Below are 26,978 nucleotides of genomic sequence, written 5' to 3'. Positions count from 1 at the left end.
TAGATAAATAAAAATAAAAAAATTAGTGCCTTTTTTACTTGATTAAATAAGGTATTTCACTTTTTTGAAAGCGCTTAATACTGTATTTGGCACAGAACTTGCTTATATAAAAGTGTAAGGCAAAGTAAAGGTAAGGAGGTTTGAATATGATTGCATTAATTGTTGCAACTCACGGAGAATTTTCACGTGAAATCGTGAAATCCGCAGAAATGATTTTTGGTAAGCAAGATAATTTGGAAACAATTACATTTTTACCTGGAGAAGGTATTGAAGAGCTTAAGGAAAAATATCTTCTTGCTATGAAGCATTTAGATACATCTAAAGGTGTTTTGTTCATGACAGACTTATTTGGTGGAAGTCCATTTAATGTTGCAGCATCTGTGGTTTTAGATCACGAAGAAATGGAAGTTATTACAGGAACAAATCTACCCATGTTAGTAGAATGTTTTGCAAGGAGAAGGACAGACGACTTAAAAACACTTGTACCAGCTATCAGTCAAACGGCCATTGAGGGAGTAAAAACCTTAAGTGGGAGTTTGAGCTTAAACGAAGAAGAGGGGGATTTATAATGATTATTGCACTCGTTCGAATTGATGATCGTCTTATTCATGGCCAAGTAGCAACATCGTGGTCCAAAGAAGCCAAATGTGATCGTATTATCGTTGTATCTGATGAGGTGGCGAAAGATACCTTTAGAAAAACGCTATTGCTATCTGTTACGCCTCCAGGCATTAAAGCAAGTGTTGTTCCTATTGACAAAATGATCCGTGCTTACAACAATCCAAAATATGAAAAATCAAGAGCTTTACTCCTTTTTACGAATCCGAGTGATGTGTTAAGAGTTGTGGATGGTGGAGTAAAAATTGAAAGCGTAAACATTGGCCAAATGAGTTTTAAAGAAGGACGTACAGCCATTGCACATGCTGTGAGTGTTGTTGATGAAGACATCGAAGCATTTAATAAATTAAACGAAAAAGGAATTGAACTTGAACTTCGTCATACTGCAAGTGATCCTAAGGTTAATTTGATGGATAAAATAAAAGCGTTTTCAAAAGAGTGATGGTCTTCATTATTTATACAAAATGACAAAGGAAATAGCCATCATGAATTCTTATAAAAAATAAAGGGGTGACACATCATGTCATTGATTCAAATTATCTTGGTTTGTCTTATCGCAGCCATTGCAGGTATGGCCAGTGTATTAGATGAAGGTCAACTTCACCGCCCGTTGATTGTATGTACCCTTATTGGGTTAGTACTTGGTGATTTGAAAACAGGCGTTATTCTTGGAGGTACGCTAGAAATGATGGCCTTAGGCTGGATGAATATTGGGGCTGCAATGGCACCTGATACGGCTTTGGCGTCTGTTATTTCAACTTTACTGGTTATTACGGCAGATCAAAGTATAGGAAAAGGGATTGCGGTCGCCGTTGCGGTTGCAGCAGCTGGGCAGGTTTTAACCATCTTTGTAAGAACGCTTACGATAGGTTTACAACACCGTGCAGATAAATATGCAGAGGAAGGGAATATTCGGGGAATCGATATTATGCATATCATAGGTTTATCATTACAAGCCTTGCGTGTTTTGATTCCAACACTTATTGTTGCATTAATTAGTGTTACTACAGTTCAAAGCCTTCTCAATTCCATACCAGAAGTGATTACGAAAGGACTTCAAGTCGGTGGAGGCATGGTCGTTGTAGTAGGTTATGCGATGGTTATTAATATGATGGCCGTTAAATATCTCATGCCATTCTTATTCTTAGGCTTTGTTATTGCGGCATTTACAAACTTTAACTTGGTGGCTTTAGGTATTCTCGGGTTGGTCGCAGCCATTATCTATATCCAATTAAATCCAAAATATCATGTGTCAGCAGGCCAAAATCGCGCAGCTGCAACTAATGGCGGAACGGTATCCGGCAATGATTTAGATGATGATTTAGATGACTAATCTTGATAAGGGGGAGAAAATAATGAGCGAACAAGTGAAAACACAAGATGTAGCCACTAATGGTGAGAAAAAGTTAACGAAAAAAGATTTGTTTTCCATGTTTATTCGTAACAATTTTCTTTTAGGAAGTTTTAACTTTGAACGGATGCAAGCTGTCGGTTTTTGTTTCTCAATGATTCCAGCTATCAAGCGCTTGTATAAGGGAGATGAACGGAAGAAAGCACTAAAAAGACATTTGGAATTCTTTAATACCCAACCGTTCTTGGCTGCTCCAATCGTCGGAGTTAGTGCAGCCATGGAAGAACAAAAAGCAAATGGTGCACCCATAGATGACTCGACAATTAGTGGGGTTAAAGTCGGCTTAATGGGTCCACTTGCAGGTGTTGGTGATCCAATCTTCTGGGGTACGTTACGTCCTGTCATTGGCGCTTTAGGTGCATCACTTGCTATAACAGGGAATATCATTGGGCCACTAGTCTTCCTAGTCTTCTTCAATATTCTTAGACTAGCAACGAAATATTACGGCATTCAATACGGATATAAAAAGGGATTATCGGTGATTTCCGATCTTGAAGGCAATCGACTTCAAAAATTGACTGAAGGAGCCTCGATACTAGGATTGTTTGTCATGGGAGCCCTGGTATGTAAATGGACCAGTATTAATGTTCCAGTTGTTTTAGCTCATTTGACAGACCAAACAGGACATAAAACCGTGACAACCGTTCAAAGTGTTCTTGATTCGTTATTACCGGGATTACTTCCATTACTACTCACATTCTTTGTAGCTAGTCTGCTTAAAAAGAAAGTAAATCCACTTTGGTTAATCTTTGGTATCTTTGCCGTTGGTATTCTTGGCTATTGGTTAAAAATTCTTGCATAAAAAGTCTTGACTTTTTAAGGCTAGGACACGACAATAATAAGGCAAGAAAAAATTTAAAACGAGGTGGAAGCATTGGCTGAGAACGTTCAGATCATACAACCTGAACAGCTTGATGACATGCTTAAAAATCATGAAGACGTGTCTGTTATTGATGTAAGGGAAAATGAAGAAGTCGAATTGGGCAAAATCCCATCCTCCATTCATATTCGTTTAGCGGATATCCCTGAACGATATGAAGAATTGGATCGTTCAAAACAACATGTTGTAGTTTGCAGATCGGGAAGAAGAAGTGTAATGGCAACCGAATTTTTGCAAGAACATGGTTTTAAAGCAAAAAACATGGTTGGTGGTATGTTAAAATGGCACGGTGATGTTGAGTAAAACAGCCAAGTGACACACGTGAAAAATAGCAAAAGCTCCTCTAATCAGTCGTTCTGTTTAGAGGGGTTTTTTTTGAAGTTTAGCAAATAGGAATAAGTAGGCTGCTTCTGTTAGATGTGACTTTAATGGATATAATATATAGAAAGACTTCATCAAATTTAGACAAATTTCTTTAATTGTAACATCTTTTGCGTTAACCTATATTTGTTTATGGTACAATACTATAGTTATGACTTTTCGCCTAACAATCAAGATTTTATCATGATAACATATCTCATCAATATGTCAATATATTGTCATATTAACGTTGATTGAGAGCAATTTTGATTAGTGTATGGTCATTTTATTTACATCGGGGAAATTGAAATTATGTGGTTAAAAATCCGTATTATAAATAAAGTGAAACTTCCATCAGTGGGGGTTTTCTTCATCCCCCACTGATGGTTAGCTGAACCAATCGGACCTTTACGGGCAGTTGATCCCCACCTATCTTCTTTGAATACTCAGAATCCCCGAGGTGGGGTCTTTACTTGCCCGTTAAGGCGGGATAAATGTTAGAGTACTTCTAAATACCATTTGGTTGCCTGAAGTTTCACATATAGGAGGATCTTCATGATCAGAGGAACTTTGATCCTTACCGTTGCTACATTTCTATCAAAAATGTTAGGTATTGTGTTTGTTATTCCATTTACAGCTTTGGTTGGAAATGATGGCGTATTTTTATATTCAATTGCTTATATTCCTTACTCAATTATATTAAGTATTTCCACATTAGGACTACCACTAGCTGTGTCCAAATTTGTTGCCAAATATAATGCTATGGGGGATTATCATACAGGAAGACGTTTATTTAAAACCGGTTTACTCATGATGAGTTTATCAGGTCTTATTGGTTTTCTATTTTTGTTTATTTTTGCCCCAAAAATTACTGGATTAATGGATGCTGATGGGCATAATCTTAATGATATGGTTCTTGTCATTCGTGTCGTAAGTATTTCAATCTTAATCGTCCCATCCATGAGTTTAATCCGAGGTTATTTTCAAGGTTATCAGTCAATGGGACCTACAGCGGTATCTCAAGTAGTTGAACAAGTGGCACGGATTGTCTTTATTTTGTTAGGTTCCTTTCTTGTTATTAAAGTTTTTCATGGGTCAGTACGGACAGCTAGTGCCATGGCGACATTTGCGGCCTTTGTAGGTGCTGTCGCAGGTTTATACGTTATGCTGTTATTTTGGATGAAACGTCGTCACCGTTTTAATGAACTGGACGATCGTTCGCTAAATTCAAAAAATACGAGCCTTTCTTTAAGCAAAATGTATAAAGAATTATTAAGCTATGCCGTATCATTTGTAGCCGTAGGCATAGCGATGCAAGTCTATCAATTAATTGATCAATATACGATATTTAGGTTTTTACATCTTGGTGTTGAGACCATGACGTCGTATTATGCCGCTTTATCCATGAATGATCAGAAAATTATTATGATCCCTGTTTCACTTGCAACAGCTCTTGCGGTTAGTGTAGTACCGTCAATGATTACATCCTATGCCGAAGGGGATCAACGTGGTCTTCATAAAAAGATTACACAAGCCTTACAGTTTGTTATCTTTTTAACGCTACCGGCGGCAGCAGGATTATCTATTCTTGGGTATATGATTCATGGTCTATTTTATACTGTTGATCCAAAAGATCTTACAATAGGTGGACATATCCTAAGATGGTATGCTCCAACAGCTTTGTTTTTTGCTTTGTTTTCAGTCACGGCTTCGATATTGCAAGGGATTAATCGGCAGAGGGTGACATTATACAGCTTACTTGTTGGTGTTCTTTTCAAACTGATATTTAATCCAATCTGCATGATACTTTTCGGTATGGTTGGGCCAATTATTGCGACTAATATCGGGTATTGTGCGTCAATTCTAATTAATTTATATGCTATTAAACGGCAAACAGGGTATAATTTTACCTTTATTGCAAAAAGAACAATACTTATTTCAATATTCACATTAGTGATGCTCATTCTTATTAAAATCATCTTTATGTTATCAGGTGGTTCTATTCCGAACACAAGAGGAAAAGCCATTATTATTTCCGTTATTAGTGTTGGTGTAGGTGGTTGTTTTTACTTATTCATTTCCATGAAAACAGGTCTTTTAAGGCAAGTTATCGGTAAAGTACGAGTTCCTCTTCTTTCGAAGCTTGTGAAAAAACATGCATAAGAAGCCCTCCAGTCTATGAGGGCTTTTTTCGTACCAAAAATAATTAAGATGGGTAAGCTTGAGGAGGGACAGGAATGCCAAGCCTTTGTTCAATGACACGAAGCCGTGCATGGAGACTCGAAATACTTTCTGCTAATTGCTTATAATTGTTATCAATGTCTTCAATTCTTTTTGTTAGTGTATCGTCTAACATCGAAGTTTGTTGATAGTAGGATTCTGAAGGATGTCCATTTGAGTTGTAAGTGGGTTGGTAAGGGAATGAATTGGTTTCAGTGCCAGGCAACATCGAATAAGGAATAGATGTAGGCGATGACATAGGTTGATGATTTGTGGCTGGCTGAAAAGGTAAACTATAATAACTTGTTCCAATCGTAGTTGGATCATATTCAGTAGGTCTGTTTGGTCCTTCAGTCATATTTCCATAACCATTAAACGTATTTGAAGGCGACGGCCACTGAGGCTGTTGTTGGTGTTGATTACGATAAACCATGAATTAACCCCCTAAAGAATGCTTTTCATAATAGTGTATGTATAGGCAAATGGATATGTTTCTATGTTTAGCCTTTTTTATTCCTCAGGATCAGTTTTCATTTGTTCATCGTACCATTTTAATTGTTCCCCGATGCCTAGTCCTTTAAGTGGAACTTCAAAGGTAAAACCCCTCTCATGTAACACCGGTTCAAGATATTTGCGATAGATGTTGCCTCCATGGAGATAAAGCTGAATTTGATCGGGTTTTTCATATTGACAAAAGGCTTCGATAACCTTTTCTCCCCACTTTCTTCTTTGTTGATTTGAAAATGTACGGATCGATACATCATAAGGTGCCATAATAGTATCCGGGAGTAAGAGGCCATCTTTTGCGTTATAAAAATACAAAGTATCGTAGTTTTTTAAAGCATATTGCACCGATTTCTTGAATAATGGACTTTGATAAAATTCAATAACAGGTGCTGTTTCTTTACTCTTTTTTCTTGCGGTTGCCATTAGTGCAACTTTTCTTGTCATTTGATCCCCTCCTTCCTACTATTGTACCTTTTATTTTGTAAAATGGGTCAAATGACGCATGAAAATTTTATAGAATTGTGATTAGTTTGCTGTCTTGAAGGGTATTTTTACTATTAGAGGATGTTCTTGAACACGCTCTAGAGTATTAAACGTTATATGTGGATTGAAAAAACAAAAAAGAAGGGAGTATCCGATGCTAAGTTATCAGCAAATAAAATCATTTCCTCTTATCTATGATGATGCCGAAGGAGAAGATATCCGCACTGTTCACGATATCTTAATCGATCCCAAAAATGCAGATATCAAAGCATTTGTTTATGAAGATTCTAAGGTTGATACACGTGATACAGAAGAATCTGTTCCCCCAGATACGATTAATCATGTGACAGAATCGGGACTCGGTATTCAAGCATCATCCGTTCTGCCTTCATCATTTTCATTTGAAGGCGAAAAAACACAAGACTATTTTATCAACGCTAATAATATTTGGCTTGACGAAGAGGCGTTAAGATATACAGGAGTAACACGAATGGCGACGGAACAACATGACCTAATTTCTTTAGAGTTTAGTATAGGAAATCCTGTTTTTAATGAAGAAAATGATAAAATCGGTAAAATAAATGATGTGTATCTCGATATGGTGAATAAAAAGGTATCCTCATTTAAAGTCAGTGGTGGATTGTGGGATCAGTTATTTGGAACAGAAAGTAAGGAATTAATCCATATTAAAGACATTATATCTATTAATACAAATGGAATTGTTATGAAAAAAAGATGAATGGATTAAAGATGAGGATAAAAAGCGAATAAATATCGTTTAACTGTTAACTCTTTTAAATTTGTTTGAAAATTTGAAGAATGTGTTTGACTTTTTATTATATTAATGTATAGTATAGGGGTATAGAAGGATAACATAGTTCCTTTTGACTGCAACTCTGGCTTTTACTAAACACAGTAACCATAACGTAATCACTTCAAGAAAAGGAATTAGAATAATCTGCTGCATTTTGAATATTCTTATTATTGTAAGTTATCCTTTAAAAAACGTTAGGGAGTGGTTATTTGAATCCTTCAACTGATCGGATGTTAAACCGTGTAAAAGCTGTTTATTTATTCATTCGAAACAAAGGTACTGTCACAACGCAGGAATTAGTTGAAGAGTTTGACATCACGCAAAGGACGATTCAAAGGGATCTAAATATACTTATGTATAATAATTTAGTGAAAAGTCCTAGTAGAGGAAGATGGACAATAACAAATAAGAAAGTGAAAGTTTCATGAGCTGCCATTGCTGCACGCTCTTTTTTTGTGTATAAATAATTGATGCATTCTATTTCATTTAGATCATGATTTTGCCAAACAAGAAACAAATGAAATGAAGTCAACGTTTCTTGTTTGGATTATCATCATTCTTAAATAATTAATCTCTTATTTTACGAAGAGACTTGCTTTCAAAATAAGTCACCGGATAAATAGCGTTCTCCTGTATCGTTAGTCATACATATAACAATGTCATCTGGTGTATATCGTTTGGCTACTTGCATCGCTGTGTAGACAGAAGCACCTGATGAAGGACCAACAAGAATTCCTTCTTCATGGGCCAATCGTCTAGTTGTTTCGTAGGCTTCTTCATCGGTTATTTTAATAATTTCATCGATAATAGATAAATTTAAAATAGATGGGATGAAACCTGGACTCGTTCCGACTAATTTATGCCGTCCGGGCTTTCCTCCAGACAGAACAGGAGATCCAGCTGGTTCACAGCAAAAAATAGATAGATCATGGAAATGTTCTTTTAATGTTTCACCTGTCCCTGTGATTGTACCTCCCGAACCGGCTGTCGAAACAAAGGCTTTAAACGGCTTGTTTAATGTCTTAACATCTTCAATGATTTCCAGAGCAGTGGACTTGCGGTGAGCATCCGGATTAGCCACATTTTCAAATTGCATAGGTAAGAAACTGTTCGGAATGGTTTCAGCCAGTTCCTTAGCCTTCTTAATAGCCCCAGGCATTTTTTGATCTCCAGGAGTTAAAATAACTTCGGCTCCGTAAGCTTTCAATAAACTAATACGCTCTTGGGTCATCGTATCTGGCATAACAATCATTGCTCGGTATCCTCGTGCTGTTGCGTTCATAGCTAGACCGATCCCTGTATTACCTGACGTTGGTTCAATAATCGTTGCCCCCTTTTTTAGGAGACCGTTTTTTTCAGCGACCCGAATCATATTGAAGGCAGCCCTATCCTTCAAACTTTTACTAGGATTAAAAAACTCTAATTTAGCGTAAATTTGGGCGCCCTTTTTATCTGGTAAGCGATTTAACTTAACAAGAGGCGTATTTCCAATTAATTGATCAATTCGATCGACAACTTTTTTCAAAATCAACACTTCCTTCTTATACACGATAACTATAGATTAGTCTTCTCTCATATTATTATACCAAGAATTATAATAGGAATAACAGGAAAAAGAATTAAAACGAATGTTATGCCTTTTTTGATAGTTCACTCTAACCTTGAAACATCTAGTTTAATCGGAATAATTGACTCTAATCGTGCTAAACTAACCATATGCCTTAAATTGATTTCAACGTGAATAGGGGTGCTTTAATTTGGATTCTCATTATTTTATAGGGATCAAAGTTCCGGAGGACGTAAGAAAAGAACTTTCAAGACGGTCCGAAAGTTTAAAACAACATATTGATTATAAACAATGGACTCATAGTGAAGATTTTCATATCACTCTAGCCTTTTTAGGTGCAAGTGATGAGAAGACCATTCATACGCTTATTGATATAATAAATAAGGAAAAGATAGCCATCAACCCTTTCATGATAAAACTAGAAGGTATAGGGGGATTTGGACATCCTGAGCATCCACGTGTGCTATATGGAGATATTGAAAAAAATGAACCACTTTCTGCATTAAAAAGAAAGATAGATAATAGTGTTCGTTCTTGTGGGTTTAAAGTCGAGTCTAGGCCGTACCATCCACATATTACACTCACTAAGAGATGGGTTGGACCAAAAAGTGGGTCTTTAAATGAGATTTTACAATGGACTGAACCAAAACCTGTTTCATGGAGTTGTAACGAATTCATGTTGTTTCGAATTGAGCTAAATAAGGCTCCAAAGTACAATCCGATTGAAATATGGCCTTTAGGATAATTTAAGTGGTTAAATGCTCTAATGTGTAAATTAAGGGGAAGCAGACGATTATGAGAATAGTGAATGTGTCTGGGGGAAGAGATTAACATGGCTCAACTTATTAAGGTAAATGAGTGTATTTCAAGGTATGAAGGTGATTTACAACGCTACGCCAATCGATTTATTACATTGAAACAGAGAAGATGGTTACAGTGGAGAGACCAATTTGAAAAGCCTCAGGACGACCGTTCTGTACGACTGGCTAAACGATTTAGTTCTATTTCGAATATAGAACAATTAAAATCTGCCTATTATAAATGGTTATTTGATCAACAACTTATTTGGGCGACATCTACAGCTCATTTTTATTCTGAAAATCATGAGGATTTAAGTCGTGTGACATGGCTTCAGTTCTGTCTTTCGAAATTAAATGATGTGACGTTTATACTTTACAAACCAGTGCTATTAATGAAACAAACAACGTTGCAATTAGATTCGCTTATCATAACGAATGACACGTTATGGTGCGTGAAGCCATTAATAGGTGAAGACAGCAGTGTCTTTCAAGAAATAAATAATCGGTTATGGCGAGAGATGAAAAGAGAGGAATCTCCTCAATTTATAAATCCATTTATATCGCTAAAAAGGACGAAGACGGCATTACGAACATTTTTACAAACTCAAAACTTATCAATGCCTATAAAATTTTTAATTTTTGCTCCAAATAGTTATGTTGAATTTGTACATCATGATACGGATATAGAAATTTGCGATTCTCGGGATAAGAATCAACTATCCGAAAAGATAGGTCGTCATTCATCTACGTTGAAATCCCTACAAATTATTACAACAAATCGTTTATTATCTAAGATGGCTACCACGGCCATTAAACGTGACTAAAAAAACCACCAAATGATAAGCTGCGAATCATGTAGTAAAAACAAGTGGATCTTCAACTAAAATCCCTCATGTCCTGTGGCTGGTGCCTAAAGCTACAACATCCTGTGGAATGGATTTGTCGCCTTTTTGAAAATGTACTAATAGACGTAAAAATTTTTTAAAGCCTCAATTTGTAAAAAGTATTTTTCTTTAATCTAAAATCGTGGTATGCTTATGTTTATGTTATGAAATATGTATGATTATTTGTTTGAAGGGTGACCATTTTGATGCAATTTTTCGATAATGATAATTGGGTCATTTCATCAGCTGGTGGGATGACAGGAGAAGCATATATGGCTGAATCGGCACGAGATAAATTATTCATAAAACGTAATTCATCTCCGTTTTTGGCTTCACTGTCTGCTGAACATATTGTTCCGAAACTTTTGTGGACAAGACGGCTTTCAAATGGCGATGTTCTAACGGCTCAACAATGGTTAAATGGGCGTGAGCTAAGTGCGAGTGAAATGTCATCGGAAAAAGTTGCCACGTTACTTAAAAAAATTCATTCTTCGGATCACCTGTTACTTACCTTTTCAAAACTTGGTAAAAAACCTATATCACCAAAAAATATATTAAATGATTTAAAAGATACTAATGATCAACGTCATAATGAATATTGTATTGATAAGGCGTTAAATTTTTTGAATCAATATGTAAATGACATTGACTTTGATCAAAAAAGTGTTTGTCATTCAGATATTAATCATAATAATTGGTTAATTGATGAAAAAGGAGAGCACCTTTATCTGGTGGATTGGGATCAGGCAGTCATTGCTGATCCAGCTCTTGATGTCGCCTTATTGCTTTATTGGTATATTGATGAGAACGAGTGGAGTAAATGGCTTTCCTTTTATGGATGGTCACTCGATCATCATCTTAGGCTGCGTATGCATTGGTATATGATTGCGCAGACAATCCAATTTATGTTTTGGCATCAAGATCACCACCAAACGAAAGAAGCTCTCCTTTATGAGAAGGATTTAAGGCGATTGAATCATTACTCTATTGTTCATTTTAGCTGAGTGAATCAATCCACGTTTGGAAATTTTCTTTATTATCACCAAGGTGACCATCATAATTCTCGAGTTGCATTCCTTTTTCACCATATGATTGAATGGCTTGTATGGTATTTACATCAAGTCCTGCTTGAGACTCGGGAGATAACAATGATGCAGCACTACGACACAATTGTTCATATTCTGATGAACGTGCAGCGCCATCTTGTTGGTGCGCTTTTAAAATGTCACCGATAAGACGTTTTTGATCACTATGTGATAAAACCATGATTGCCCACATCCTTTCCTCAATAGGATATCCGGATGGGGTTTTTTTATGAATAAGGAAAATAGTTAGTTGTTGGTAAATCCCTTAGATAAAACTATTCCTTTTTTCTTTTCGATAGTCTAAAATCGAATGTACAAAGTTATAATTAGGATGTAAAGGAGCCATGAGTCATGAGAGTGCGTCATAAGCCTTGGGCAAAAGATAAATTATTAAATCATCCAGAGTTTGTCGTCACGGATCCAAAGTCTCATATTGGAGAATGGCAATCCATATTCAAAAGTGCATGCCCAATTCATGTTGAGATTGGAACAGGGAAAGGTCAATTTATTACAAATATGGCTAAACAGAATCCGGATATTAATTTTGTTGGGATAGAAATACATGAAAGTGTCATTGTCTCAGCATTAGATAAATGCATAAACAGTCAATTGAAAAATGTACGTTTAATTAATGGGGATGCGAATGAACTAACAGATTTCTTCTCCGAAAATGAGGTTGCGGCGATTTATTTGAATTTTTCAGATCCTTGGCCTAAGAATCGACATGAGAAAAGACGCTTGACCTATCGCTCATTTTTGGCTCAATATGAATATGTTTTAAACAGTAAAGGCCGGATCTGTTTAAAAACGGATAATCAAGGTTTATTTGAATATTCTCTTGAAAGCTTCTCAAAATATGGCTTATATTTACAAAATGTTAGTCTGAATCTGCATCAATCTCATTACAAAGAAGAGAACGTCATGACGGAATATGAAGAAAAGTTTTCAAGCCAAGGGCATCGAATATACCGTTGCGAAGCCTGTTTTAGTGAATAAAGAATGATACAAGGCTAAGAAGCACCTCTCTTAAGGAGCTTCTTAGCCTATTTAAATGCATCATTCACTGTGATTGAAGTTCGAGTAATGTTCCTGTTTGAGCATCAACAATAAAATCATAATGTTTTTTTTCGTTACCTTGATTTGCCGTTACACCACCTTGATAGACATTGTAAGAAATGCCATAACGTTTCATGTCCGTCGGTGTGAGATAAATCCATCCATTATTAACATCTAGATCGGATTTAACCGATTTTTTAACTGATTGAAGTGCTTTTTCAGGCGTAAGTAATTGTTTTTCTTTTCGTTTTTGATACACAAGTTGACTTGTCATTCCCACCACGAAACCTAAAATGAGGGGTTTCCATTTCATTATTTATCCCTCCTAAAAATATCTTAATATAGAATATAGTATATCAATATCTTCGAATAATCGATATTCATCATATCATCTTTACTTATTATGCCTTTATTAGCTATCAAAATCCAAGGATTTTATCTAAAAATTGGATTGGTTTCATATTATTCGGTAAGATAAGAAGAAGATTATAAGGAAGGAAGTGAAGACTCACGACATCAGTATGATGCCTGTGTCACAATAATGGAAAATAATACTCAAGAATTGTTCAAGGTACTAACAGAATTAAATGGAGCTTCCGGTTTTGAACGTGATGTTAGAAAATTCATGAAGGAACAATTAACGAAATATTCGGATAGCATAGTTCAGGATGGTCTTGGAAGTATTTTTGGTGTAAAAAAAGGGACGAGTAATGGACCAAAAGTGATGGTAGCCGGACACATGGATGAGGTCGGATTCATGGTGACTCAAATTACTGAAAATGGGATGCTAAGATTCCAACCACTTGGAGGATGGTGGGAGCAGGTTTTACTTGCTCAACGTGTCCATATCATGTCAGATAATGGTCCTATAACAGGTGTCGTTGCTTCTGTCCCACCCCACCTCCTAGATGACGAAACACGTAAGAAACCGATGGCTATAAAAAATATGCTTATTGACATCGGTGCAGATGACCAAGAGGATGTTAAACGTTTAGGCGTAAAGCCTGGACAAGCGATACTTCCCATCTGTCCATTCACTCCAATGGCAAACGAGAAAAAGATATTAGCTAAGGCTTGGGATAATCGTTATGGATGTGGTCTAGCTATTGAATTGTTAAAGGAGATTTATAAAGAAGGTTATTCTCTTCCTAATCAATTATATTCTGGTGCAACGGTTCAAGAGGAGGTTGGATTGAGAGGAGCACAGACTGCCTCGAATATGATATCCCCGGATATCTTCTATGCACTTGATGCGTCTCCTGCCAATGATACAAGTGGGGATAAATCTGCTTTTGGTCAATTGGGGAAAGGTGTCCTGCTCCGGATATTAGATCGGACGATGGTCATGCATCGAGGGATGAGGGAATTTATTTTAGACACGGCAGAAACCCACAATATTCCCTATCAATATTTTGTTTCGCCTGGGGGAACGGATGCTGGCCGGGTACATATGAATCAGAATGGGATTCCTTCTGCCGTCATTGGCATCTGCGCACGTTATGTCCATACATCGTCATCAATCATACATGTCGATGACTATGCAGCCGCTAAATCACTACTTATTGAGCTTGTAAAGACGACTGACCAAACGACACTAGACACCATTCATGAAAATGTTTAAATGGAGAGCTGACTCGAATGCTGATTAGTATAGGAACAACCAATCCAGCCAAATTGAAGGCTGTCGAATCCCTCATTCAATTTGAAAAATTAGAAGCAACCTGTCAAAGCATTGAAACGACCTCAGGTGTAAGAGCCCAGCCTTTGTCTGATGAGGAAACCCGAAAAGGGGCCATTCATCGTGCCAAATCTGCACTCGAAATCTCAAGGTCTGATATTTCTATTGGACTTGAGGGGGGAGTAACAGAACATCATGGCGAGTTGTATTTATGCAATTGGGGGGCATTGGTTGATCGGCAAGGACACCTTTTCACTGCAAGTGGGGCCAAAATTGTTCTACCTACAATTTTGGCTGACGGGATTCGACAAGGCCATGAACTTGGGGATTTGATTGATGAATTTTCAAAGAAACACAATGTAAGAAAAGGCGCGGGAACGATTGGTATATTGACAAATGGAAGACTGAATCGAAGTGACATGTTTTTTCATGTTCTTTTGTTATTGTATGGACAATATTGTTTTTATCATCATAAATAGAGTGAAAAATGCCTTCATCAGATTATATTCTGATGAAGGCATTTTAAATTAATTAATTACTGCTGAGAAAATTGTTCAATTTTCTCTGGCTCATCTACATTTTTATTATTTGGTTCAACAAGGGGTGTTGAATCAAAGTCCTTTTCAGAGTCTAGAGTGTCAAAAGTGAATTTTAAGACTTCATTTTCTAGATCAATAGCAATAACTTGAAGATCAGTCGCAGCTTGTGTAACTGTTCCAATCGCCGATTTTTGATTTTCACTCGCTGCTGAAACTTCTTCTGTACTAGCTGCTGTTTCTTCTGAGATAGCGCTAATGTCTTCTAATTTCATCACTAGATTTTGATTAGCATCTTTCACGTGAGTCACTTTACGGTTAATATTATCCATCATAGTGTTTATAGATGAGATTTTATCAGTAATACGGTTAAATGAGCCTTTGGTCATAGCCACATTATCTTTCTGTTCTTCGGAAAACTGATTGAGAGTTTCTGCCCTTGTTGTTAAATGAATCAATCGAGTAATAATATTCGATATATCTTCGTTAATTTGATTTGTTTCTTTCTTAGATCTCTCAGCTAATTTACGGATTTCTTTCGAGACGACAGCAAATCCTTTTCCTGCTTCTCCGGCACGTGCAGATTCAATGGCCGCATTTAATGCGAGTAAATTCGTGTTGTCTGATATGCTTTTTATTGTTTTTAGGATATGTTTGATATTCTCGGATTGTGTAGCGACATCTTTAATTTCATGAATGAGGGATGAAATACCTTTTAAAAATTCATTCGCGCTCGTTTCAAGATGTGAAACAGTTGTGATGCCTTCTTGACTTGTTTTTTCTGTTTCTTTGGTCTTCTGAAGGATTTGTTGACTGAAAGCCTTGCTTTCATCAATTGCTCGAGTGACATTAGACAGTAAATTCATACTTTGGTCTAAATGATCAGCTTGATTTTGAGCACCTGCAGCTACTTGCTGAATGGCTTCATTAACTTCGGTCACTTGAGCCACAGTTTCTTCTGAAGCTGCTGCTAAGTTCTCTGATGATTGGGTTAATGTATTTGTCGAATTAAAGACCTTCTGAATCGTTTTTTCCATACGCTCCGTCATTTTATTAAATGATTCAGCAAATTGACCTAGTTCGTCATGTGTAGTGATAGGAACACGGTAATTTAGATGTCCTTCTCCAATTTCAGTAGCACCTTTTGTTAGTTCATGAAGGGAATCAGAAATACTAATTGATAAACGTCTTCCAAACCAGTAAAGAACTACAGCCATGGCTATGCTTAAAAGAAGGGCAATAATAAAGAAAATAAGACCAATCGTTGTTTGTTGGTGATTAATAATTTGGTTTTGTTGGTTTAAAGAGTTCACGACTTTGGCCACACTTTTTTCAATATGGCTGCTTGCAGATGCAAACTGCTTTTTAAGTGAATCGGATAACTGATAGGATGAATTAATCGAGTCATTAATGCTTTTATATTTAATTAATGTTGAACTAAAGTCATTTTGGTTTTTGTCAGAAAAAACGGTTGTAGCATATAGGTTAAAATCATTTAGATCGTTTGAAATTTCATTAAAACCTTTTGCTGTAGGGTTATCGAAATACGTTTTCTCTTGTAACTTTAGTTGCAAGTATTTTTTAATCAGTTCATTATTGTTGGTATCATGAATCATGGCGTCCAATTTTTTTTCTGTCTCGAAGAATTGCTTATGTAGGCCTTCATTTTCAGTGTAACCGATTAACTCCGTAATGGAAACGACCTGGTTAAGGCTTTCTTGATAGACTTTAACTTGGCCATTTATTTCTTTAGTTGATTTTTTAACGACATCTGTTTGATAAGAAAATGACTTTGTATCTTTCTTAATCCCTTTAAGCAGTTTATTTAGTTGATCCACATATTCTTTTTTCGGTTCAGCTAAATACATCTGTTCTAAGGTGCGAGCTTTTTCAATTTTTGTATGAATACTTTCTGCTAAGTTAGCATCCTGATGAATCGCATTTACTTTACCATTTGTCCATTTACTATTAACAAAGGTAAGGCAAGTAAATAATGTTAAGAGAATGATGCCAATAATGCCCATGAAAAGCATCGTCTTTATTTTCCTTTTTATTGACCAATCCATGATAACCCTCCTAAATATATTTCTATAACGTATATCTATGTTATGAGGCATCTTTAGTCGCCTTAACGCTATTTATATTATATCGTCCAATCAACGAGATTCTTTAGTGATTCCTTACATTGCGTGTTCAAAAAGGTGACAAACTAGAGGCTAGAGGATCAAGGCGGCGCCGTTTTGAGGACCGGCATTCCACAGGATGTGGTAGCTTAACGCCAGCCACTGGACGTGAGCGATTTTAGTTGAAGATCATCTTGTGTTACTACATGAGGACCGGCATTCCACAGGATGTGATGACTTAACGCCAGCCACAGGACGTGAGCGACTTTAGTTGAAGATCCTCTTGACGGGCGCCCGAGATTCGCAGCTTATCATTTGGTGGCTATTTGAACTACCTCTATAATAGTGTTCAAAAAGGTGAAAAATTAGAAGCAAGAAGGTCAAGGCGGTGCCGTTTTGAGGACCGGAATGTAGGTTTTTACTACATGAGGACCGAAAAAACAAGCCAACGCCGAGATTCGCAGCTTATCATTTGGTAGCTTTTTGAACTACCTCTTATAAATATTCCAAGAACATGGTAAAATGATGTCATGCAGATGCAGAGGAAGTGTTAAAATGGAAAGTAAAAAACTTAAACGTCTGCTGGAAAATCGACTACAGGCACCAGACAGAACAATGATTTATGATCGTGAAAAAGAGACATTACGAATTGAAAATAGTCAGTCTAAGAAGGGGATTACACTTGAACTTTCTGGACTTTCCGGTCGCTATGAAGCAGAAAAGGATAAGCTCTTAGATCAAATCGTCTATTACGTTGACCATGCACTCCGAGTAATGAATACATCTCAACGACTCGCAGGAATGGAAAAACATATTTTTCCTGTCATGCGATCTACTTCATTTCCAACGGAAACATCAGATGGGAAGACGTTACTTTATAAGGAGCACACAGCTGAAACACGTATCTATTACGCTTTAGATTTAGGTCATTCTTATCGCCTCATTGATCGTGAGTTTATGAAGAGTGAGGGTGTTTTGGAAGATTCTTTATTTGAGATGGCTGAATTTAACCTACGTTCCTTATCAGTAGAAATGAAGGAAGACCATGTTGCGGATAACGTATTTACGTTTATTAATCATAACGATGGTTATGATGCCAGTCGTATATTAAATCGGACCTTATTAGATGACATGGCGGCTAAATCAAAAGGAGATCTGGCTGTTAGTATCCCTCATCAAGATGTTTTAATTTTTGCTGACATTGTGAATAAAAGGGGATATGATGTCTTAGCTCAGATGACGATGCAATTTTTCACTAACGGTAATATTCCAATAACGGCGTTACCGTTTATCTATGAAAAAGGGAAATTGAATCCAATATTCATTTTAGCCAAAAATCGTCCAGTTGACGAAGAAGATTGATGAATTAGTACGGATTGAAAGGTTGGAGGAAGCAAGAAGATGAATATATTTTACAATAAAGAGGGCATTGGAGATGTCCTAATAGTACAAGCAGTCATAGGGAACGCAGGGCCCATTCAGGTTGAAAAAAAGGAAAGCGTGGTTAAACTTTTAAACCCTGAGACAGGGGAAACACTTGGCTTTAATCTCTTTCAGATATCTGAACGGATCGATATAGATGCAACTGGACAAGTCGATCTAAGCAAAAATCTCGTTGACGAGGTCAATAAAGTCATTAAAAACGCAGGATTTGCTGATGTATTAACCTTTGATGATCGACCTAACTTTGTTGTTGGAAAGGTTATTTCTAAAGAAAAGCATCCTAATGCGGATAAATTGAGTGTCTGTCAAGTAGATATTGGTAGTGAAACCCTGCAAATTGTTTGTGGAGCACCCAATGTTGAAGAAGATCAACATGTGGTTGTCGCACGTGTTGGAGCGGTCATGCCAAGTGGTATGATCATTAAAGATGCACAATTAAGAGGTGTTGCCTCCTCGGGTATGATTTGTTCTGCTAGGGAGTTGGATTTACCTCATGCACCTCAAAAAAAGGGGATTCTTGTTTTAGATGATTCCAAAACCGTTGGGGAAGATTTTTTTGGTAAATAAGCCGATGTATGTAAATAAAATCACTAGTTAAATAACTAGTGATTTTTAATACACACACGAAAAAATAAGATGTTTGGTTATGACAAGGGGTATCGACCTTTGTATTTGAAAAATGGTTCAATCAATAAATGGAAGGAGTGAGAGGAATGGGATCAAATTGGTGGAAACGTTTATTTCATCTAGATGATGAAGAGGAATTTCTTCATCAAAAACAAAATCAGGATGATAACACCTATCAGTCATCACACAACCCGATCGTTGGCCGCTTTGAAGATACAAATCGACAAATTCATGTAAGAATGCTACATCAATATCCAAATTCAACTAGCAAAGATGTCACCCCGAATTCTAGACAATCATTTAAGGACACTCCCATTCCTAATCATGATCACTATGAATCAGCAAGCGAGCACCCTGCTCACCATAGAAAGGCTTCTCGCAAATCTGACGACAAATGGGCGAAAAATCAAGAATCTCAAGAGACATCTCAATCACCTAAGAAAAGTCGGTTTAAACCGACTGAAATTATCTCACCTGTCTACGGATATAAAAAAACACCGGAGCATTTTTATCGTCAAATGGGAAATGTAAACGAAATGGCTAAAAATGATCAAAAGGTGACTCAAGAAGCGAACAATTTGACGGTCAGTTCACTAAACACAAAAGATAAACAACAAGTAAATGAAAAAAAATTAAATCAACCAGCCTATCAACGAAAAGAAAATAAATTAATAGAAAATGTAGATTCAAAGACAAATCTTCAAAAAGATGTCCATTCTATACCATTTAAGCGTTCTCAAAAAGAAGAGAAAAATGAAGAGAAAAATATTGACTTTATGACATCTGATACAAAAGAAGGCTTGGATGATTTTCCTGAGAATAGGCCTAAAAAAGTGAAGACTGACTTGCATTCTGAACAATATGATTCAAAGGACAACAATGTAAAAAAGTCTGATGCCGATGTACAGAATCAGGAAAATACAATGGAAAAAGATGAGACACCGGTGAAGCGGGAATTTAAAGTCTCACCACATCGGCAAGGTCGGAGAGGTTCAAAAGTTCCTTTTAATGTTTTGATGTTTCGTACGGATAAAAAAAATCATAAAAACAATCACGAACAACCTAAAAAGATCAAAAGCCTTGAACAGAAAGACTTTCAGATCTCCTTAGATGTACTTGATGATCCTCCTGAATCAAAGGAAAGTGATTCCGTGTGGATAGAAGAGAAGCGAGCAATCCTAAAAGAAGCACTCGATAACTTTCACGTGAATGCCGATATCGTGGATTATACACAAGGGCCTGCTGTTACACGGTTTGAAATTCATCTTCATCCTGGTGTAAAGGTAAATAAAATTATGAATTTAACAGAAGATATAAAATTAAGTATGGCGGCAGAGCAGATACGTATTGCGCCTGTCATCGGAAAAAGCACGGTTGGTATTGAGATACCAAATGATGAACGCAAACCTGTCTATTTAAAAGACTTACTTCATTCTGAAGCATTCAAAGATCAATCAGCCGCTTTACCGGCTATCTTGGGACAAGATATTTCAGGACAACAAGTAATAACGGATCTAGCCAAAATGCCGCATGGTCTTATAGCCGGAGCAACTGGTTCTGGTAAAAGTGTGTGTATTCATTCATTAATTCTAAGCTTGATATATAAAACATCACCAGAACGTCTGAGATTAATTTTAATTGATCCAAAGGTCGTTGAACTTGCAGCATATAGAGAATTACCCCATCTCGCAACGCCCGTTATTACGGAACCAAAAGAAGCTTCGCTCTCCTTAAAATGGGCCGTGGAAGAAATGGAAAAAAGGTATCAATATTTTGCGAAAATGGGTGTCCGAGATATCAAACGGTATAATGAGTGTATTGAAAATGGGCAACAAGAAGGGGAAATTATGCCCTATATCGTCATTATTATTGATGAATTAGCGGATTTAATGATGGTGTCACCTCAAGATGTTGAAGAGGCCATCTGTCGTATTGCACAAAAAGCAAGAGCAGCGGGTATTCATCTTCTCTTAGCTACTCAACGACCATCGGTGGACGTCATAACAGGACTTATAAAATCAAATATTCCAACACGGATCGCATTTAGTGTTTCTTCTCAAGTGGATTCCCGTACCATTTTGGATTCATCTGGTGCAGAAAGGTTACTCGGGCAAGGCGATATGCTGTTTATTGAAAACGGAGCAAGAGATATTAAACGCTTGCAAGGTTGCTTCGTATCTGATGAAGAAATTAGCCGTATCTCGGCACAGTTTGATCAAATGGAATCCCCACCTTACTTATTTGACAAGGAAGATTTCAAAGGTGTCTTGCACGACAATGCTGACATGGACGACGAACTATTTGATGAAGCAGGATACTTTGTGATTGACCAAGGACAAGCTTCTGTTTCAAGTCTTCAACGGCGTTTTCGTATAGGCTATAATAGGGCTGCTCGTCTAATTGATGATTTACAAGCGATGGGGATTGTTTCAGAAGCCAATGGAAGCAAGCCACGTCAAGTTTTAGTTTCTAAAGAAGAATTTGAAGATCAAATAATAAACCAAGACAAAGTGTATTAAACCAGGATTGAAGCTATGACTAGCACGGCTATAGCTTCAATCCTCTAAATATGTTGGATTAGTGTAGGGCTTAGGACCGGCTTAAACAAGTGGTTATGAGAAACTCTATTTACCCCCTATTTACGGCGAGTCTTGACTCCCACCTCAAGGTAATGAGTGTAACCGAGCATCCCTAGGTGGGGGATAACTGCACTTTATCTTCTAGAGAATCAATAAACTGAAGTATATTTTTTTTACAATAAGGTTATTTAAGGTTAAAATAAATGGCGAGTCATGTATCTTACGTCAATCGCGTTAGTTAAGGAGATAAACACATGAAAGAAATTGAATTAAAAGTTCAAGGAAAGATTAAAAGGCTGACGAATAAAACCTTTAAATTTGATGAACGAATTAGAGAAGGGTGGTTTTCGGCCGTTTACTTTCTTAAATCGTGTGAAATTATTAAAAAAGAGAAACCCAATAACATTGTAACAACTCAATTTTTTCAAAAAGAACATGCTGTTTTGTGTGGTACAGATGAGGCAATTGCTTTAATCAAAACTTTTGCAAAAGACCCAGATCAATTGGAGATATATTCCTTAAAAGATGGTGACAAGATTGAACCGTTTGAAACGGTCTTAACCATTACAGGTCCTTATCAAAACTTTGGGTTTTTAGAAGGCATTATTGACGGGATTCTAGCCAGAAGAACGTCAGTTGCAACGAATGTCTATAATGTTGTAAAAGCAGCCAGGGCATCTGGTGTTCAAAAACCCGTGATTTTCATGGGTGACAGGGATGACCATTATACACAACAAGCGGGAGATGGATACTCTGCATACATAGGTGGTTCTACAGCTCAAGCGACTCATGCGATGAATGAGTGGTGGGGTAAGCAAGGAATGGGGACAATGCCTCACGCATTGATCCAAATGTTTGAAGGTGACGTTGTTGCAGCTACACGGGCCTATCATGAGCATTATCCAGAGGATGATCTTGTGTCATTAGTGGACTATAATAACGATGTCATTGGTGATAGTTTAAAACTTGCACATGCTTTTGGAGAAACACTGAAAGGTGTAAGGCTCGATACGGCAAAAAATATGGTTGATAAATATTTTATTAATCATCCTGAATTGCTTGGTCGATTTGATCCAAGAAGTGTTAACCCTGAACTTGTTTTCGGTCTAAGAGAGGCTCTGGACAAAGAGGGGTTTAATCATGTTAAGATCGTTGTGAGTGGCGGTTTTACAAAAGAAAGAATACTAGAATTTGAAAAACGACAGGTTCCCGTGGATTTGTACGGTATAGGAAGCAGTTTATTAAAAATAGGTATAGGTTTTACAGGAGACAATGTGATGTTAAACGGAAAACATCAAGCCAAAGCTGGAAGAAAATATAATCTAAATCCGAGATTAGAAAAAGTCGACTAAGTTAAAGAGACTGCAAATTCATTATTACAAGAAAAAAGATGTATAATAAGATAAAAGAAAGTTGTTAGGCTATATCCATCCCATATGTAATTCAAGGTATTTCATATGCGAAACGACTTTAGACAACGAGTTTTTAAAATTTAGCTTTTGTTAACGCTTAACAGGTTTTCAATTGGCAAACTTATCTTTGGGAAAAGAATACCAAACAATTAGAATATATTTGCATATAGTATCTATATATATATAGGTTAAGTGAATATGGATAAATGGAAGGGATTTTGGAGGTCATTTTAATGGCGAAATATCATTTCGTAGGAATAAAAGGAACTGGAATGAGTGCACTTGCGCAAATTCTATATGACATGAAGCATCAAGTACAGGGCTCAGACTATGATAAGCGATTTTTTACTCAACAGGCTCTAGAAGAAAAAAATATTCCTCTTTTACCTTTTGATAAAAACAATATTAATAAGGATGAAATCGTTATTGCAGGGAATGCGTTTCCTGATGATCACGAAGAAATCAAAAAGGCAAGAGAAATGGGCGTACCTACGTATCGTTACTTTGATTTTTTGAGTCATCTTGCTGATACACATACAAGTGTAGCCATAACAGGTACCCATGGAAAGACATCAACGACTGGTTTACTTGCTCATGTTTTTAGTGAGTTTGCCTCGACATCATATTTAATAGGTGATGGAACTGGAGTGGGTGTTGAAGATAGCGACTATTTCATCTTTGAGTCATGTGAATACAAACGGCATTTTTTAGCTTATAAACCTGATTACTGTATTATTACAAACATTGAGTTTGATCACTCTGATTACTACAAGGATATTGATGATGTTTTTGACGCTTTTCAAGAAATGGCTTTGAGCGTGAAAAAGGGGATCTTTGCTTGTGGTGACGATGAGAAATTGCAAAGTATAAAATCTAATGTACCCATCATTTATTATGGATTAAATGAGGAGAATGATTTTCAGGCGAGAAATATCGAAACAACCTCGGATGGTACGCATTTTGATGTGTTCGTTAGAAATGACTTATATGGGCATTTTAAAATTCCCGGATTCGGAAATCATAACATTTTAAATACCCTGGCAGTCATAGCTTTCTGTCATTATCAAAATGTACCCGTAGAGCTAGTAAAAGAAAGATTAGCGTCTTTTAAAGGTGTGAAGCGTCGCTTTGCTGAGAAAAAATTAGGCAATCAAATTTTGATTGATGATTATGCTCACCATCCAACAGAAATTAAAGTAACGATTGAAGCAGCAAGGAAAAAATACCCCGATAAGCAGATTATTGCGGTATTTCAACCTCATACGTATTCTCGTACCCTTACATTTCTAGATGGTTTTGTTAGCAGCTTGAAATTAGCAGATCAAGTTTATTTATGCGAAATCTTTGGTTCTGCTCGCGAATCCAATGGGAAATTAACCATTCACGACTTACAAAATAAAATTCCTGGCTCTATTATTTTAAGCCTACAAAATATTGATGATCTTAAGCAATATGAAAATAGTGTGTTACTATTTATGGGAGCTGGGGATATTCAAAAGTATCAAAAAGCTTATGAAGACTCTAATCGATAATTTAAGTTATCGATTAGGGGACTCTGCCAGTGTGCAATAACCTAAACAACTTGATCAGTATTTGATACGAGTAGATCCGTGTTAAATAATTAATGGCTTGGTCTAATTTCACTTTCAGATTTTATTAATCATTGATATATTGAATGTATAGATTTGTTGTTTAGAAACAAACTAAAATGGGAAGATAGTCAAAAAGGGAGGTAATCGTTGTGGTTATAATTTTATATTTAAGCGTTGCAGTGATTGCGATTGCATTTGCGGCACTCGTTTATTTTCTTGCAGAAACACTTCGTTCAATACAAAGAACAATGAATAGCATGGTGAGTACATTAGATCATGTTGAACAACAAATGCAAGGTATAACAATGGAGACAGCTGAGCTATTACATAAGACGAATCAGTTATCTGAAGATGTTCAGCACAAGTCTGCTCACCTTAATCGTTTCTTTGAGGGTATTGAAGGTGTTGGAGACTCCATTAAAAATGTCAATCAATCTGTACAAAGAGTGGCCAATAAGGTGACACTTAAAGGTGAACAACATTCAGATCAAGTTGCCAAAGCCATTCAGTATGGACAAGCAGCTATTAGTTTATGGAGTAAATGGAAAAACAAAAATACACAAACGTCTTCTACTAATCAATAAACAAGTTAAATAAAAACTTGGGGATAAAGAAGAGGTCTTATCTTCCAACTTAGAGATTCCCACCTATATACTAAGGTGGGTCTCAATTTTTAATTGAGAAAAATATGAGCAAGGAGATGGAGAAGGGTTGAGTAAAACAGGAAAGAAACAAAGTAAAAAAGGTTCTCTGTTTTTTACTGGTATGATGCTTGGAAGCTTACTTGGAGCAAGTGCCGCATTATTATTGACACCTAAGACAGGTAAAGACATGCGGATTCAGCTTGATCGTGGAACTCACTCTATTCGTCGGAAAAGCGTCGATTTTATCCAATTAGCGAAGGAGAGATCCACAAATCTAGCTAAATCAGTTTCAGATAAACAGATGGTTCAATACGTAAAAAAATCCATACCAAGCCGAAAGAAACGTCAGAATGTCAATCTCAAGTCGAGTAAAGAAATCAAAGTGACTGCACCCAAAGATTACATATAATTTATATTGAATCAACAAAAACGGGTTGAACATGAGGTTCAACCCGTTTTCTTCATCAAAACGGATTTGGTTTTTCTATTTCCGTGTAATAATATGATATTTTTTGTTGAAAAAGATAGATATGTGATTAAGTTATGCTATAGTAAAAATAAAATACTAATATTAATGGTTATAATAGTATTACATGTAAAGTTGAAAAAGTTGAGGGGGGACAATCGTGTATGAGTGCAACAATATATGATGTAGCTCGAGAGGCAAGCGTTTCAATGGCGACTGTTTCTAGGGTTGTTAACGGTAATCCAAACGTTAAACCAACGACAAGAAAAAAAGTGTTAGAAGCGATTGAAAGATTGGGTTATAGACCGAATGCTGTTGCTCGAGGTTTAGCTAGTAAGAAAACAACAACTGTTGGAGTCATCATTCCTGACATTTCAAATGTGTTTTTTTCTGAGCTTGCTCGAGGAATTGAAGACATAGCAACCATGTATAAATACAATATTATTCTTTGTAATTCTGATCAGAATAAAAATAAAGAGATGCACCTTATTCAAACTTTACTTGGTAAACAAGTCGATGGTATTGTTTTTATGGGTGGGGAAATTAATCAAGATCTTATCGAAGAATTTAAAAAGTCCCCAGTACCAATCGTTCTAGCTGCTACGCTTGATGAACAAAACCAAGTACCATCGGTAAATATTAATTATGAACAAGCCGTTTTTGATGCCATTACATACTTTATTAATCAAGGTCATAAACGAATAGGCTTCATTTCTGGACCAACTGAGGTACCTATCAATGGAGAACATAAACTCAAAGGATACAAACGTGCCTTAGAGAGCGCAGAAATACCTTATTTAGAGGATCTGGTGGCTATTGGTGATGACACTTATGAATCAGGTAAAGAAGCGACAGAACAGTTTTTAGCGCTTGATAATAAGCCAACGGCGATCTTTGCTGGTTCAGATGAAATGGGCATAGGTGTTATCCATCAAATACAAGACAGTGGGTTAACAGTGCCTAATGATATTGAGGTCATAAGTAATGACAATACACGATTAGCTCAAATGGTTCGTCCAACGCTATCATGTGTAGTTCAACCAATGTATGACATTGGGGCGGTTGCTATGCGATTATTAACCAAATTTATGAATAAAGAAGAAGTTGATGAAATCACTGTCACATTGCCTTATCGAATTGAATATCGATCATCAACTACTAAATAGGTTCTATATAAAATAGACTTGTCCATA

29 protein-coding genes are annotated in these 26,978 nt (G+C 36.6%); 23 read left to right on the top strand and 6 right to left on the bottom strand.

All coding sequences use genetic code 11. The features are described 5' to 3' along the window. Positions 1 to 146: 146 nt before the first annotated feature. The 6 genes from GMB86_RS11085 to GMB86_RS11060 all read left to right on the top strand — a co-directional run bounded on the left by GMB86_RS11085 (position 147) and on the right by GMB86_RS11060 (position 5,432). Entirely contained in the window at positions 147 to 569 is a 423-nt protein-coding gene (locus GMB86_RS11085; RefSeq protein WP_155219845.1) for a PTS sugar transporter subunit IIA, read from the top strand. Next, positions 569 to 1,060, top strand: a complete 492-nt coding sequence (locus tag GMB86_RS11080; RefSeq protein ID WP_155219842.1) for a mannose/fructose/sorbose PTS transporter subunit IIB — start codon at positions 569 to 571, stop codon at positions 1,058 to 1,060. Before GMB86_RS11085 ends, GMB86_RS11080 begins: the two co-directional genes overlap by 1 nt. A gap of 78 nt (positions 1,061 to 1,138) precedes the next feature. Further along, a complete protein-coding gene (locus GMB86_RS11075; protein WP_155219839.1) occupies positions 1,139 to 1,951 on the top strand; it encodes a PTS mannose/fructose/sorbose transporter subunit IIC in 813 nt (270 codons plus the stop codon). Positions 1,952 to 1,973: 22 nt separating this feature from the next. Then, positions 1,974 to 2,831 carry a PTS mannose transporter subunit IID gene (manZ, locus tag GMB86_RS11070; RefSeq protein ID WP_155219836.1) on the top strand — a complete coding sequence of 286 codons (858 nt, stop codon included), beginning with the start codon at positions 1,974 to 1,976 and terminating at the stop codon, positions 2,829 to 2,831. Between the two features lie 72 nt (positions 2,832 to 2,903). Next, the gene (locus GMB86_RS11065; protein ID WP_230459089.1) at positions 2,904 to 3,212 is read left to right on the top strand and encodes a rhodanese-like domain-containing protein; all 309 of its coding nucleotides are present in this window, start codon (positions 2,904 to 2,906) and stop codon (positions 3,210 to 3,212) included. Positions 3,213 to 3,824: 612 nt separating this feature from the next. Then, entirely contained in the window at positions 3,825 to 5,432 is a 1,608-nt protein-coding gene (locus tag GMB86_RS11060) for a putative polysaccharide biosynthesis protein (protein WP_155219833.1), read from the top strand. Between the two features lie 43 nt (positions 5,433 to 5,475). On the opposite strand, the gene GMB86_RS11055 is transcribed toward GMB86_RS11060, so the two are convergent. Together GMB86_RS11055 and GMB86_RS11050 are read right to left on the bottom strand one after the other, a co-directional pair. Then, the gene (locus GMB86_RS11055; protein WP_155219830.1) at positions 5,476 to 5,922 is read right to left on the bottom strand and encodes a hypothetical protein; all 447 of its coding nucleotides are present in this window, start codon (positions 5,920 to 5,922) and stop codon (positions 5,476 to 5,478) included. Positions 5,923 to 5,999: 77 nt separating this feature from the next. Next, a complete protein-coding gene (locus GMB86_RS11050; protein WP_155219827.1) occupies positions 6,000 to 6,440 on the bottom strand; it encodes a DUF6884 domain-containing protein in 441 nt (146 codons plus the stop codon). A 193-nt stretch (positions 6,441 to 6,633) separates the two neighbouring features. Here GMB86_RS11050 and GMB86_RS11045 point away from each other — a divergent pair, with 193 nt between their 5' ends. Together GMB86_RS11045 and GMB86_RS11040 are read left to right on the top strand one after the other, a co-directional pair. Beyond that, a complete protein-coding gene (locus tag GMB86_RS11045; RefSeq protein WP_155219824.1) occupies positions 6,634 to 7,218 on the top strand; it encodes a PRC-barrel domain-containing protein in 585 nt (194 codons plus the stop codon). 284 nt (positions 7,219 to 7,502) lie between these two features. Next, positions 7,503 to 7,721: a DeoR family transcriptional regulator gene (locus tag GMB86_RS11040; protein WP_141190197.1), complete on the top strand. Its 219-nt coding sequence runs from the start codon at positions 7,503 to 7,505 to the stop codon at positions 7,719 to 7,721. A 170-nt stretch (positions 7,722 to 7,891) separates the two neighbouring features. On the opposite strand, the gene cysK is transcribed toward GMB86_RS11040, so the two are convergent. Beyond that, a complete protein-coding gene (gene cysK / locus GMB86_RS11035; RefSeq protein WP_155219821.1) occupies positions 7,892 to 8,818 on the bottom strand; it encodes a cysteine synthase A in 927 nt (308 codons plus the stop codon). 232 nt (positions 8,819 to 9,050) lie between these two features. Here cysK and thpR point away from each other — a divergent pair, with 232 nt between their 5' ends. The 3 genes from thpR (at position 9,051) to GMB86_RS11020 (ending at position 11,548) form a co-directional block, all read left to right on the top strand. Beyond that, a complete protein-coding gene (thpR, locus tag GMB86_RS11030; RefSeq protein ID WP_155219818.1) occupies positions 9,051 to 9,605 on the top strand; it encodes an RNA 2',3'-cyclic phosphodiesterase in 555 nt (184 codons plus the stop codon). 87 nt (positions 9,606 to 9,692) lie between these two features. Beyond that, positions 9,693 to 10,484, top strand: coding sequence for a nuclease-related domain-containing protein (locus GMB86_RS11025; RefSeq protein WP_155219816.1), 792 nt, complete (start codon positions 9,693 to 9,695; stop codon positions 10,482 to 10,484). Between the two features lie 266 nt (positions 10,485 to 10,750). Then, the gene (locus tag GMB86_RS11020; protein ID WP_155219813.1) at positions 10,751 to 11,548 is read left to right on the top strand and encodes a phosphotransferase family protein; all 798 of its coding nucleotides are present in this window, start codon (positions 10,751 to 10,753) and stop codon (positions 11,546 to 11,548) included. On the opposite strand, the gene GMB86_RS11015 is transcribed toward GMB86_RS11020, so the two are convergent. Continuing rightward, on the bottom strand, positions 11,541 to 11,810 hold the full coding sequence (locus tag GMB86_RS11015; protein ID WP_196220202.1) for a YtzH-like family protein: 270 nt from the start codon (positions 11,808 to 11,810) through the stop codon (positions 11,541 to 11,543). The genes GMB86_RS11020 and GMB86_RS11015 overlap by 8 nt on opposite strands. Positions 11,811 to 11,980: 170 nt before the next feature. On the opposite strand from GMB86_RS11015, the gene trmB reads away from it, so the two are divergent. After that, complete coding sequence (gene trmB / locus GMB86_RS11010; RefSeq protein WP_155219807.1) at positions 11,981 to 12,625, top strand: tRNA (guanosine(46)-N7)-methyltransferase TrmB; 645 nt, start codon at positions 11,981 to 11,983, stop codon at positions 12,623 to 12,625. Between the two features lie 64 nt (positions 12,626 to 12,689). On the opposite strand, the gene GMB86_RS11005 is transcribed toward trmB, so the two are convergent. Then, positions 12,690 to 12,998 (bottom strand): PepSY domain-containing protein, encoded by a 309-nt coding sequence (locus GMB86_RS11005; protein ID WP_155219804.1) that lies wholly within the window; start codon positions 12,996 to 12,998, stop codon positions 12,690 to 12,692. Between the two features lie 228 nt (positions 12,999 to 13,226). On the opposite strand from GMB86_RS11005, the gene GMB86_RS11000 reads away from it, so the two are divergent. Both GMB86_RS11000 and GMB86_RS10995 read left to right on the top strand, forming a co-directional pair. Beyond that, a complete protein-coding gene (locus tag GMB86_RS11000; protein ID WP_155219801.1) occupies positions 13,227 to 14,306 on the top strand; it encodes a M42 family metallopeptidase in 1,080 nt (359 codons plus the stop codon). A gap of 17 nt (positions 14,307 to 14,323) precedes the next feature. Beyond that, the gene (locus GMB86_RS10995) at positions 14,324 to 14,842 is read left to right on the top strand and encodes a DUF84 family protein (RefSeq protein ID WP_155219798.1); all 519 of its coding nucleotides are present in this window, start codon (positions 14,324 to 14,326) and stop codon (positions 14,840 to 14,842) included. A 56-nt stretch (positions 14,843 to 14,898) separates the two neighbouring features. Here the strand turns inward: GMB86_RS10995 and GMB86_RS10990 are convergent, their stop codons facing one another. After that, complete coding sequence (locus tag GMB86_RS10990; protein ID WP_196220201.1) at positions 14,899 to 16,965, bottom strand: methyl-accepting chemotaxis protein; 2,067 nt, start codon at positions 16,963 to 16,965, stop codon at positions 14,899 to 14,901. 383 nt (positions 16,966 to 17,348) lie between these two features. Here GMB86_RS10990 and GMB86_RS15550 point away from each other — a divergent pair, with 383 nt between their 5' ends. From GMB86_RS15550 to ccpA, 9 genes are all read left to right on the top strand, one after another. Continuing rightward, positions 17,349 to 17,501 carry a hypothetical protein gene (locus tag GMB86_RS15550; RefSeq protein WP_196220200.1) on the top strand — a complete coding sequence of 51 codons (153 nt, stop codon included), beginning with the start codon at positions 17,349 to 17,351 and terminating at the stop codon, positions 17,499 to 17,501. Between the two features lie 76 nt (positions 17,502 to 17,577). Beyond that, on the top strand, positions 17,578 to 18,384 hold the full coding sequence (locus GMB86_RS10985; RefSeq protein WP_155219793.1) for a DUF1444 family protein: 807 nt from the start codon (positions 17,578 to 17,580) through the stop codon (positions 18,382 to 18,384). 39 nt (positions 18,385 to 18,423) lie between these two features. After that, on the top strand, positions 18,424 to 19,032 hold the full coding sequence (ytpR, locus tag GMB86_RS10980) for a YtpR family tRNA-binding protein (RefSeq protein ID WP_155219790.1): 609 nt from the start codon (positions 18,424 to 18,426) through the stop codon (positions 19,030 to 19,032). Between the two features lie 146 nt (positions 19,033 to 19,178). After that, a complete protein-coding gene (locus tag GMB86_RS10975) occupies positions 19,179 to 21,611 on the top strand; it encodes a DNA translocase FtsK (RefSeq protein ID WP_155219787.1) in 2,433 nt (810 codons plus the stop codon). A 314-nt stretch (positions 21,612 to 21,925) separates the two neighbouring features. Continuing rightward, positions 21,926 to 23,023 (top strand): nicotinate phosphoribosyltransferase, encoded by a 1,098-nt coding sequence (locus GMB86_RS10970; RefSeq protein ID WP_155219784.1) that lies wholly within the window; start codon positions 21,926 to 21,928, stop codon positions 23,021 to 23,023. A gap of 293 nt (positions 23,024 to 23,316) precedes the next feature. Continuing rightward, complete coding sequence (murC, locus tag GMB86_RS10965) at positions 23,317 to 24,615, top strand: UDP-N-acetylmuramate--L-alanine ligase (protein ID WP_155219781.1); 1,299 nt, start codon at positions 23,317 to 23,319, stop codon at positions 24,613 to 24,615. A gap of 209 nt (positions 24,616 to 24,824) precedes the next feature. Then, positions 24,825 to 25,259 (top strand): DUF948 domain-containing protein, encoded by a 435-nt coding sequence (locus tag GMB86_RS10960; protein ID WP_329602889.1) that lies wholly within the window; start codon positions 24,825 to 24,827, stop codon positions 25,257 to 25,259. 127 nt (positions 25,260 to 25,386) lie between these two features. Beyond that, positions 25,387 to 25,728, top strand: coding sequence for a YtxH domain-containing protein (locus tag GMB86_RS10955; RefSeq protein WP_155219778.1), 342 nt, complete (start codon positions 25,387 to 25,389; stop codon positions 25,726 to 25,728). A 221-nt stretch (positions 25,729 to 25,949) separates the two neighbouring features. Continuing rightward, positions 25,950 to 26,951, top strand: coding sequence for a catabolite control protein A (gene ccpA, locus GMB86_RS10950; protein ID WP_155219775.1), 1,002 nt, complete (start codon positions 25,950 to 25,952; stop codon positions 26,949 to 26,951). Positions 26,952 to 26,978: the final 27 nt, after the last annotated feature.

It is taken from the genome of Terrilactibacillus tamarindi (genome assembly GCF_009718825.1).
In the GTDB taxonomy this organism is placed as follows: Bacteria; Bacillota; Bacilli; order Bacillales; family Sporolactobacillaceae; genus Terrilactibacillus; species Terrilactibacillus tamarindi.
Note: the sequence above shows the minus strand (reverse complement) of the source record. Positions and strands in the feature narration are given on the sequence as shown.

Bases quoted from the DNA above. Each gene is read 5' to 3' on its own strand.
- murC (WP_155219781.1), top strand. From the start codon at position 23,317: ATGGCGAAATATCATTTCGTAGGAATAAAAGGAACTGGAATGAGTGCA.
- GMB86_RS11075 (WP_155219839.1), top strand. From the start codon at position 1,139: ATGTCATTGATTCAAATTATCTTGGTTTGTCTTATCGCAGCCATTGCA.
- GMB86_RS11080 (WP_155219842.1), top strand. From the start codon at position 569: ATGATTATTGCACTCGTTCGAATTGATGATCGTCTTATTCATGGCCAA.
- GMB86_RS11015 (WP_196220202.1), bottom strand. From the start codon at position 11,810: ATGGTTTTATCACATAGTGATCAAAAACGTCTTATCGGTGACATTTTA.
- manZ (WP_155219836.1), top strand. From the start codon at position 1,974: ATGAGCGAACAAGTGAAAACACAAGATGTAGCCACTAATGGTGAGAAA.
- ytpR (WP_155219790.1), top strand. From the start codon at position 18,424: ATGAATATATTTTACAATAAAGAGGGCATTGGAGATGTCCTAATAGTA.
- GMB86_RS11060 (WP_155219833.1), top strand. From the start codon at position 3,825: ATGATCAGAGGAACTTTGATCCTTACCGTTGCTACATTTCTATCAAAA.
- GMB86_RS10990 (WP_196220201.1), bottom strand. From the start codon at position 16,965: ATGGATTGGTCAATAAAAAGGAAAATAAAGACGATGCTTTTCATGGGC.
- GMB86_RS11025 (WP_155219816.1), top strand. From the start codon at position 9,693: ATGGCTCAACTTATTAAGGTAAATGAGTGTATTTCAAGGTATGAAGGT.
- GMB86_RS10970 (WP_155219784.1), top strand. From the start codon at position 21,926: ATGAAAGAAATTGAATTAAAAGTTCAAGGAAAGATTAAAAGGCTGACG.
- GMB86_RS10995 (WP_155219798.1), top strand. From the start codon at position 14,324: ATGCTGATTAGTATAGGAACAACCAATCCAGCCAAATTGAAGGCTGTC.
- GMB86_RS10985 (WP_155219793.1), top strand. From the start codon at position 17,578: ATGGAAAGTAAAAAACTTAAACGTCTGCTGGAAAATCGACTACAGGCA.
- GMB86_RS11045 (WP_155219824.1), top strand. From the start codon at position 6,634: ATGCTAAGTTATCAGCAAATAAAATCATTTCCTCTTATCTATGATGAT.
- GMB86_RS11085 (WP_155219845.1), top strand. From the start codon at position 147: ATGATTGCATTAATTGTTGCAACTCACGGAGAATTTTCACGTGAAATC.
- GMB86_RS10975 (WP_155219787.1), top strand. From the start codon at position 19,179: ATGGGATCAAATTGGTGGAAACGTTTATTTCATCTAGATGATGAAGAG.
- GMB86_RS11005 (WP_155219804.1), bottom strand. From the start codon at position 12,998: ATGAAATGGAAACCCCTCATTTTAGGTTTCGTGGTGGGAATGACAAGT.
- GMB86_RS11000 (WP_155219801.1), top strand. From the start codon at position 13,227: ATGGAAAATAATACTCAAGAATTGTTCAAGGTACTAACAGAATTAAAT.
- ccpA (WP_155219775.1), top strand. From the start codon at position 25,950: ATGAGTGCAACAATATATGATGTAGCTCGAGAGGCAAGCGTTTCAATG.
- trmB (WP_155219807.1), top strand. From the start codon at position 11,981: ATGAGAGTGCGTCATAAGCCTTGGGCAAAAGATAAATTATTAAATCAT.
- GMB86_RS11050 (WP_155219827.1), bottom strand. From the start codon at position 6,440: ATGACAAGAAAAGTTGCACTAATGGCAACCGCAAGAAAAAAGAGTAAA.
- GMB86_RS11020 (WP_155219813.1), top strand. From the start codon at position 10,751: ATGCAATTTTTCGATAATGATAATTGGGTCATTTCATCAGCTGGTGGG.
- GMB86_RS11055 (WP_155219830.1), bottom strand. From the start codon at position 5,922: ATGGTTTATCGTAATCAACACCAACAACAGCCTCAGTGGCCGTCGCCT.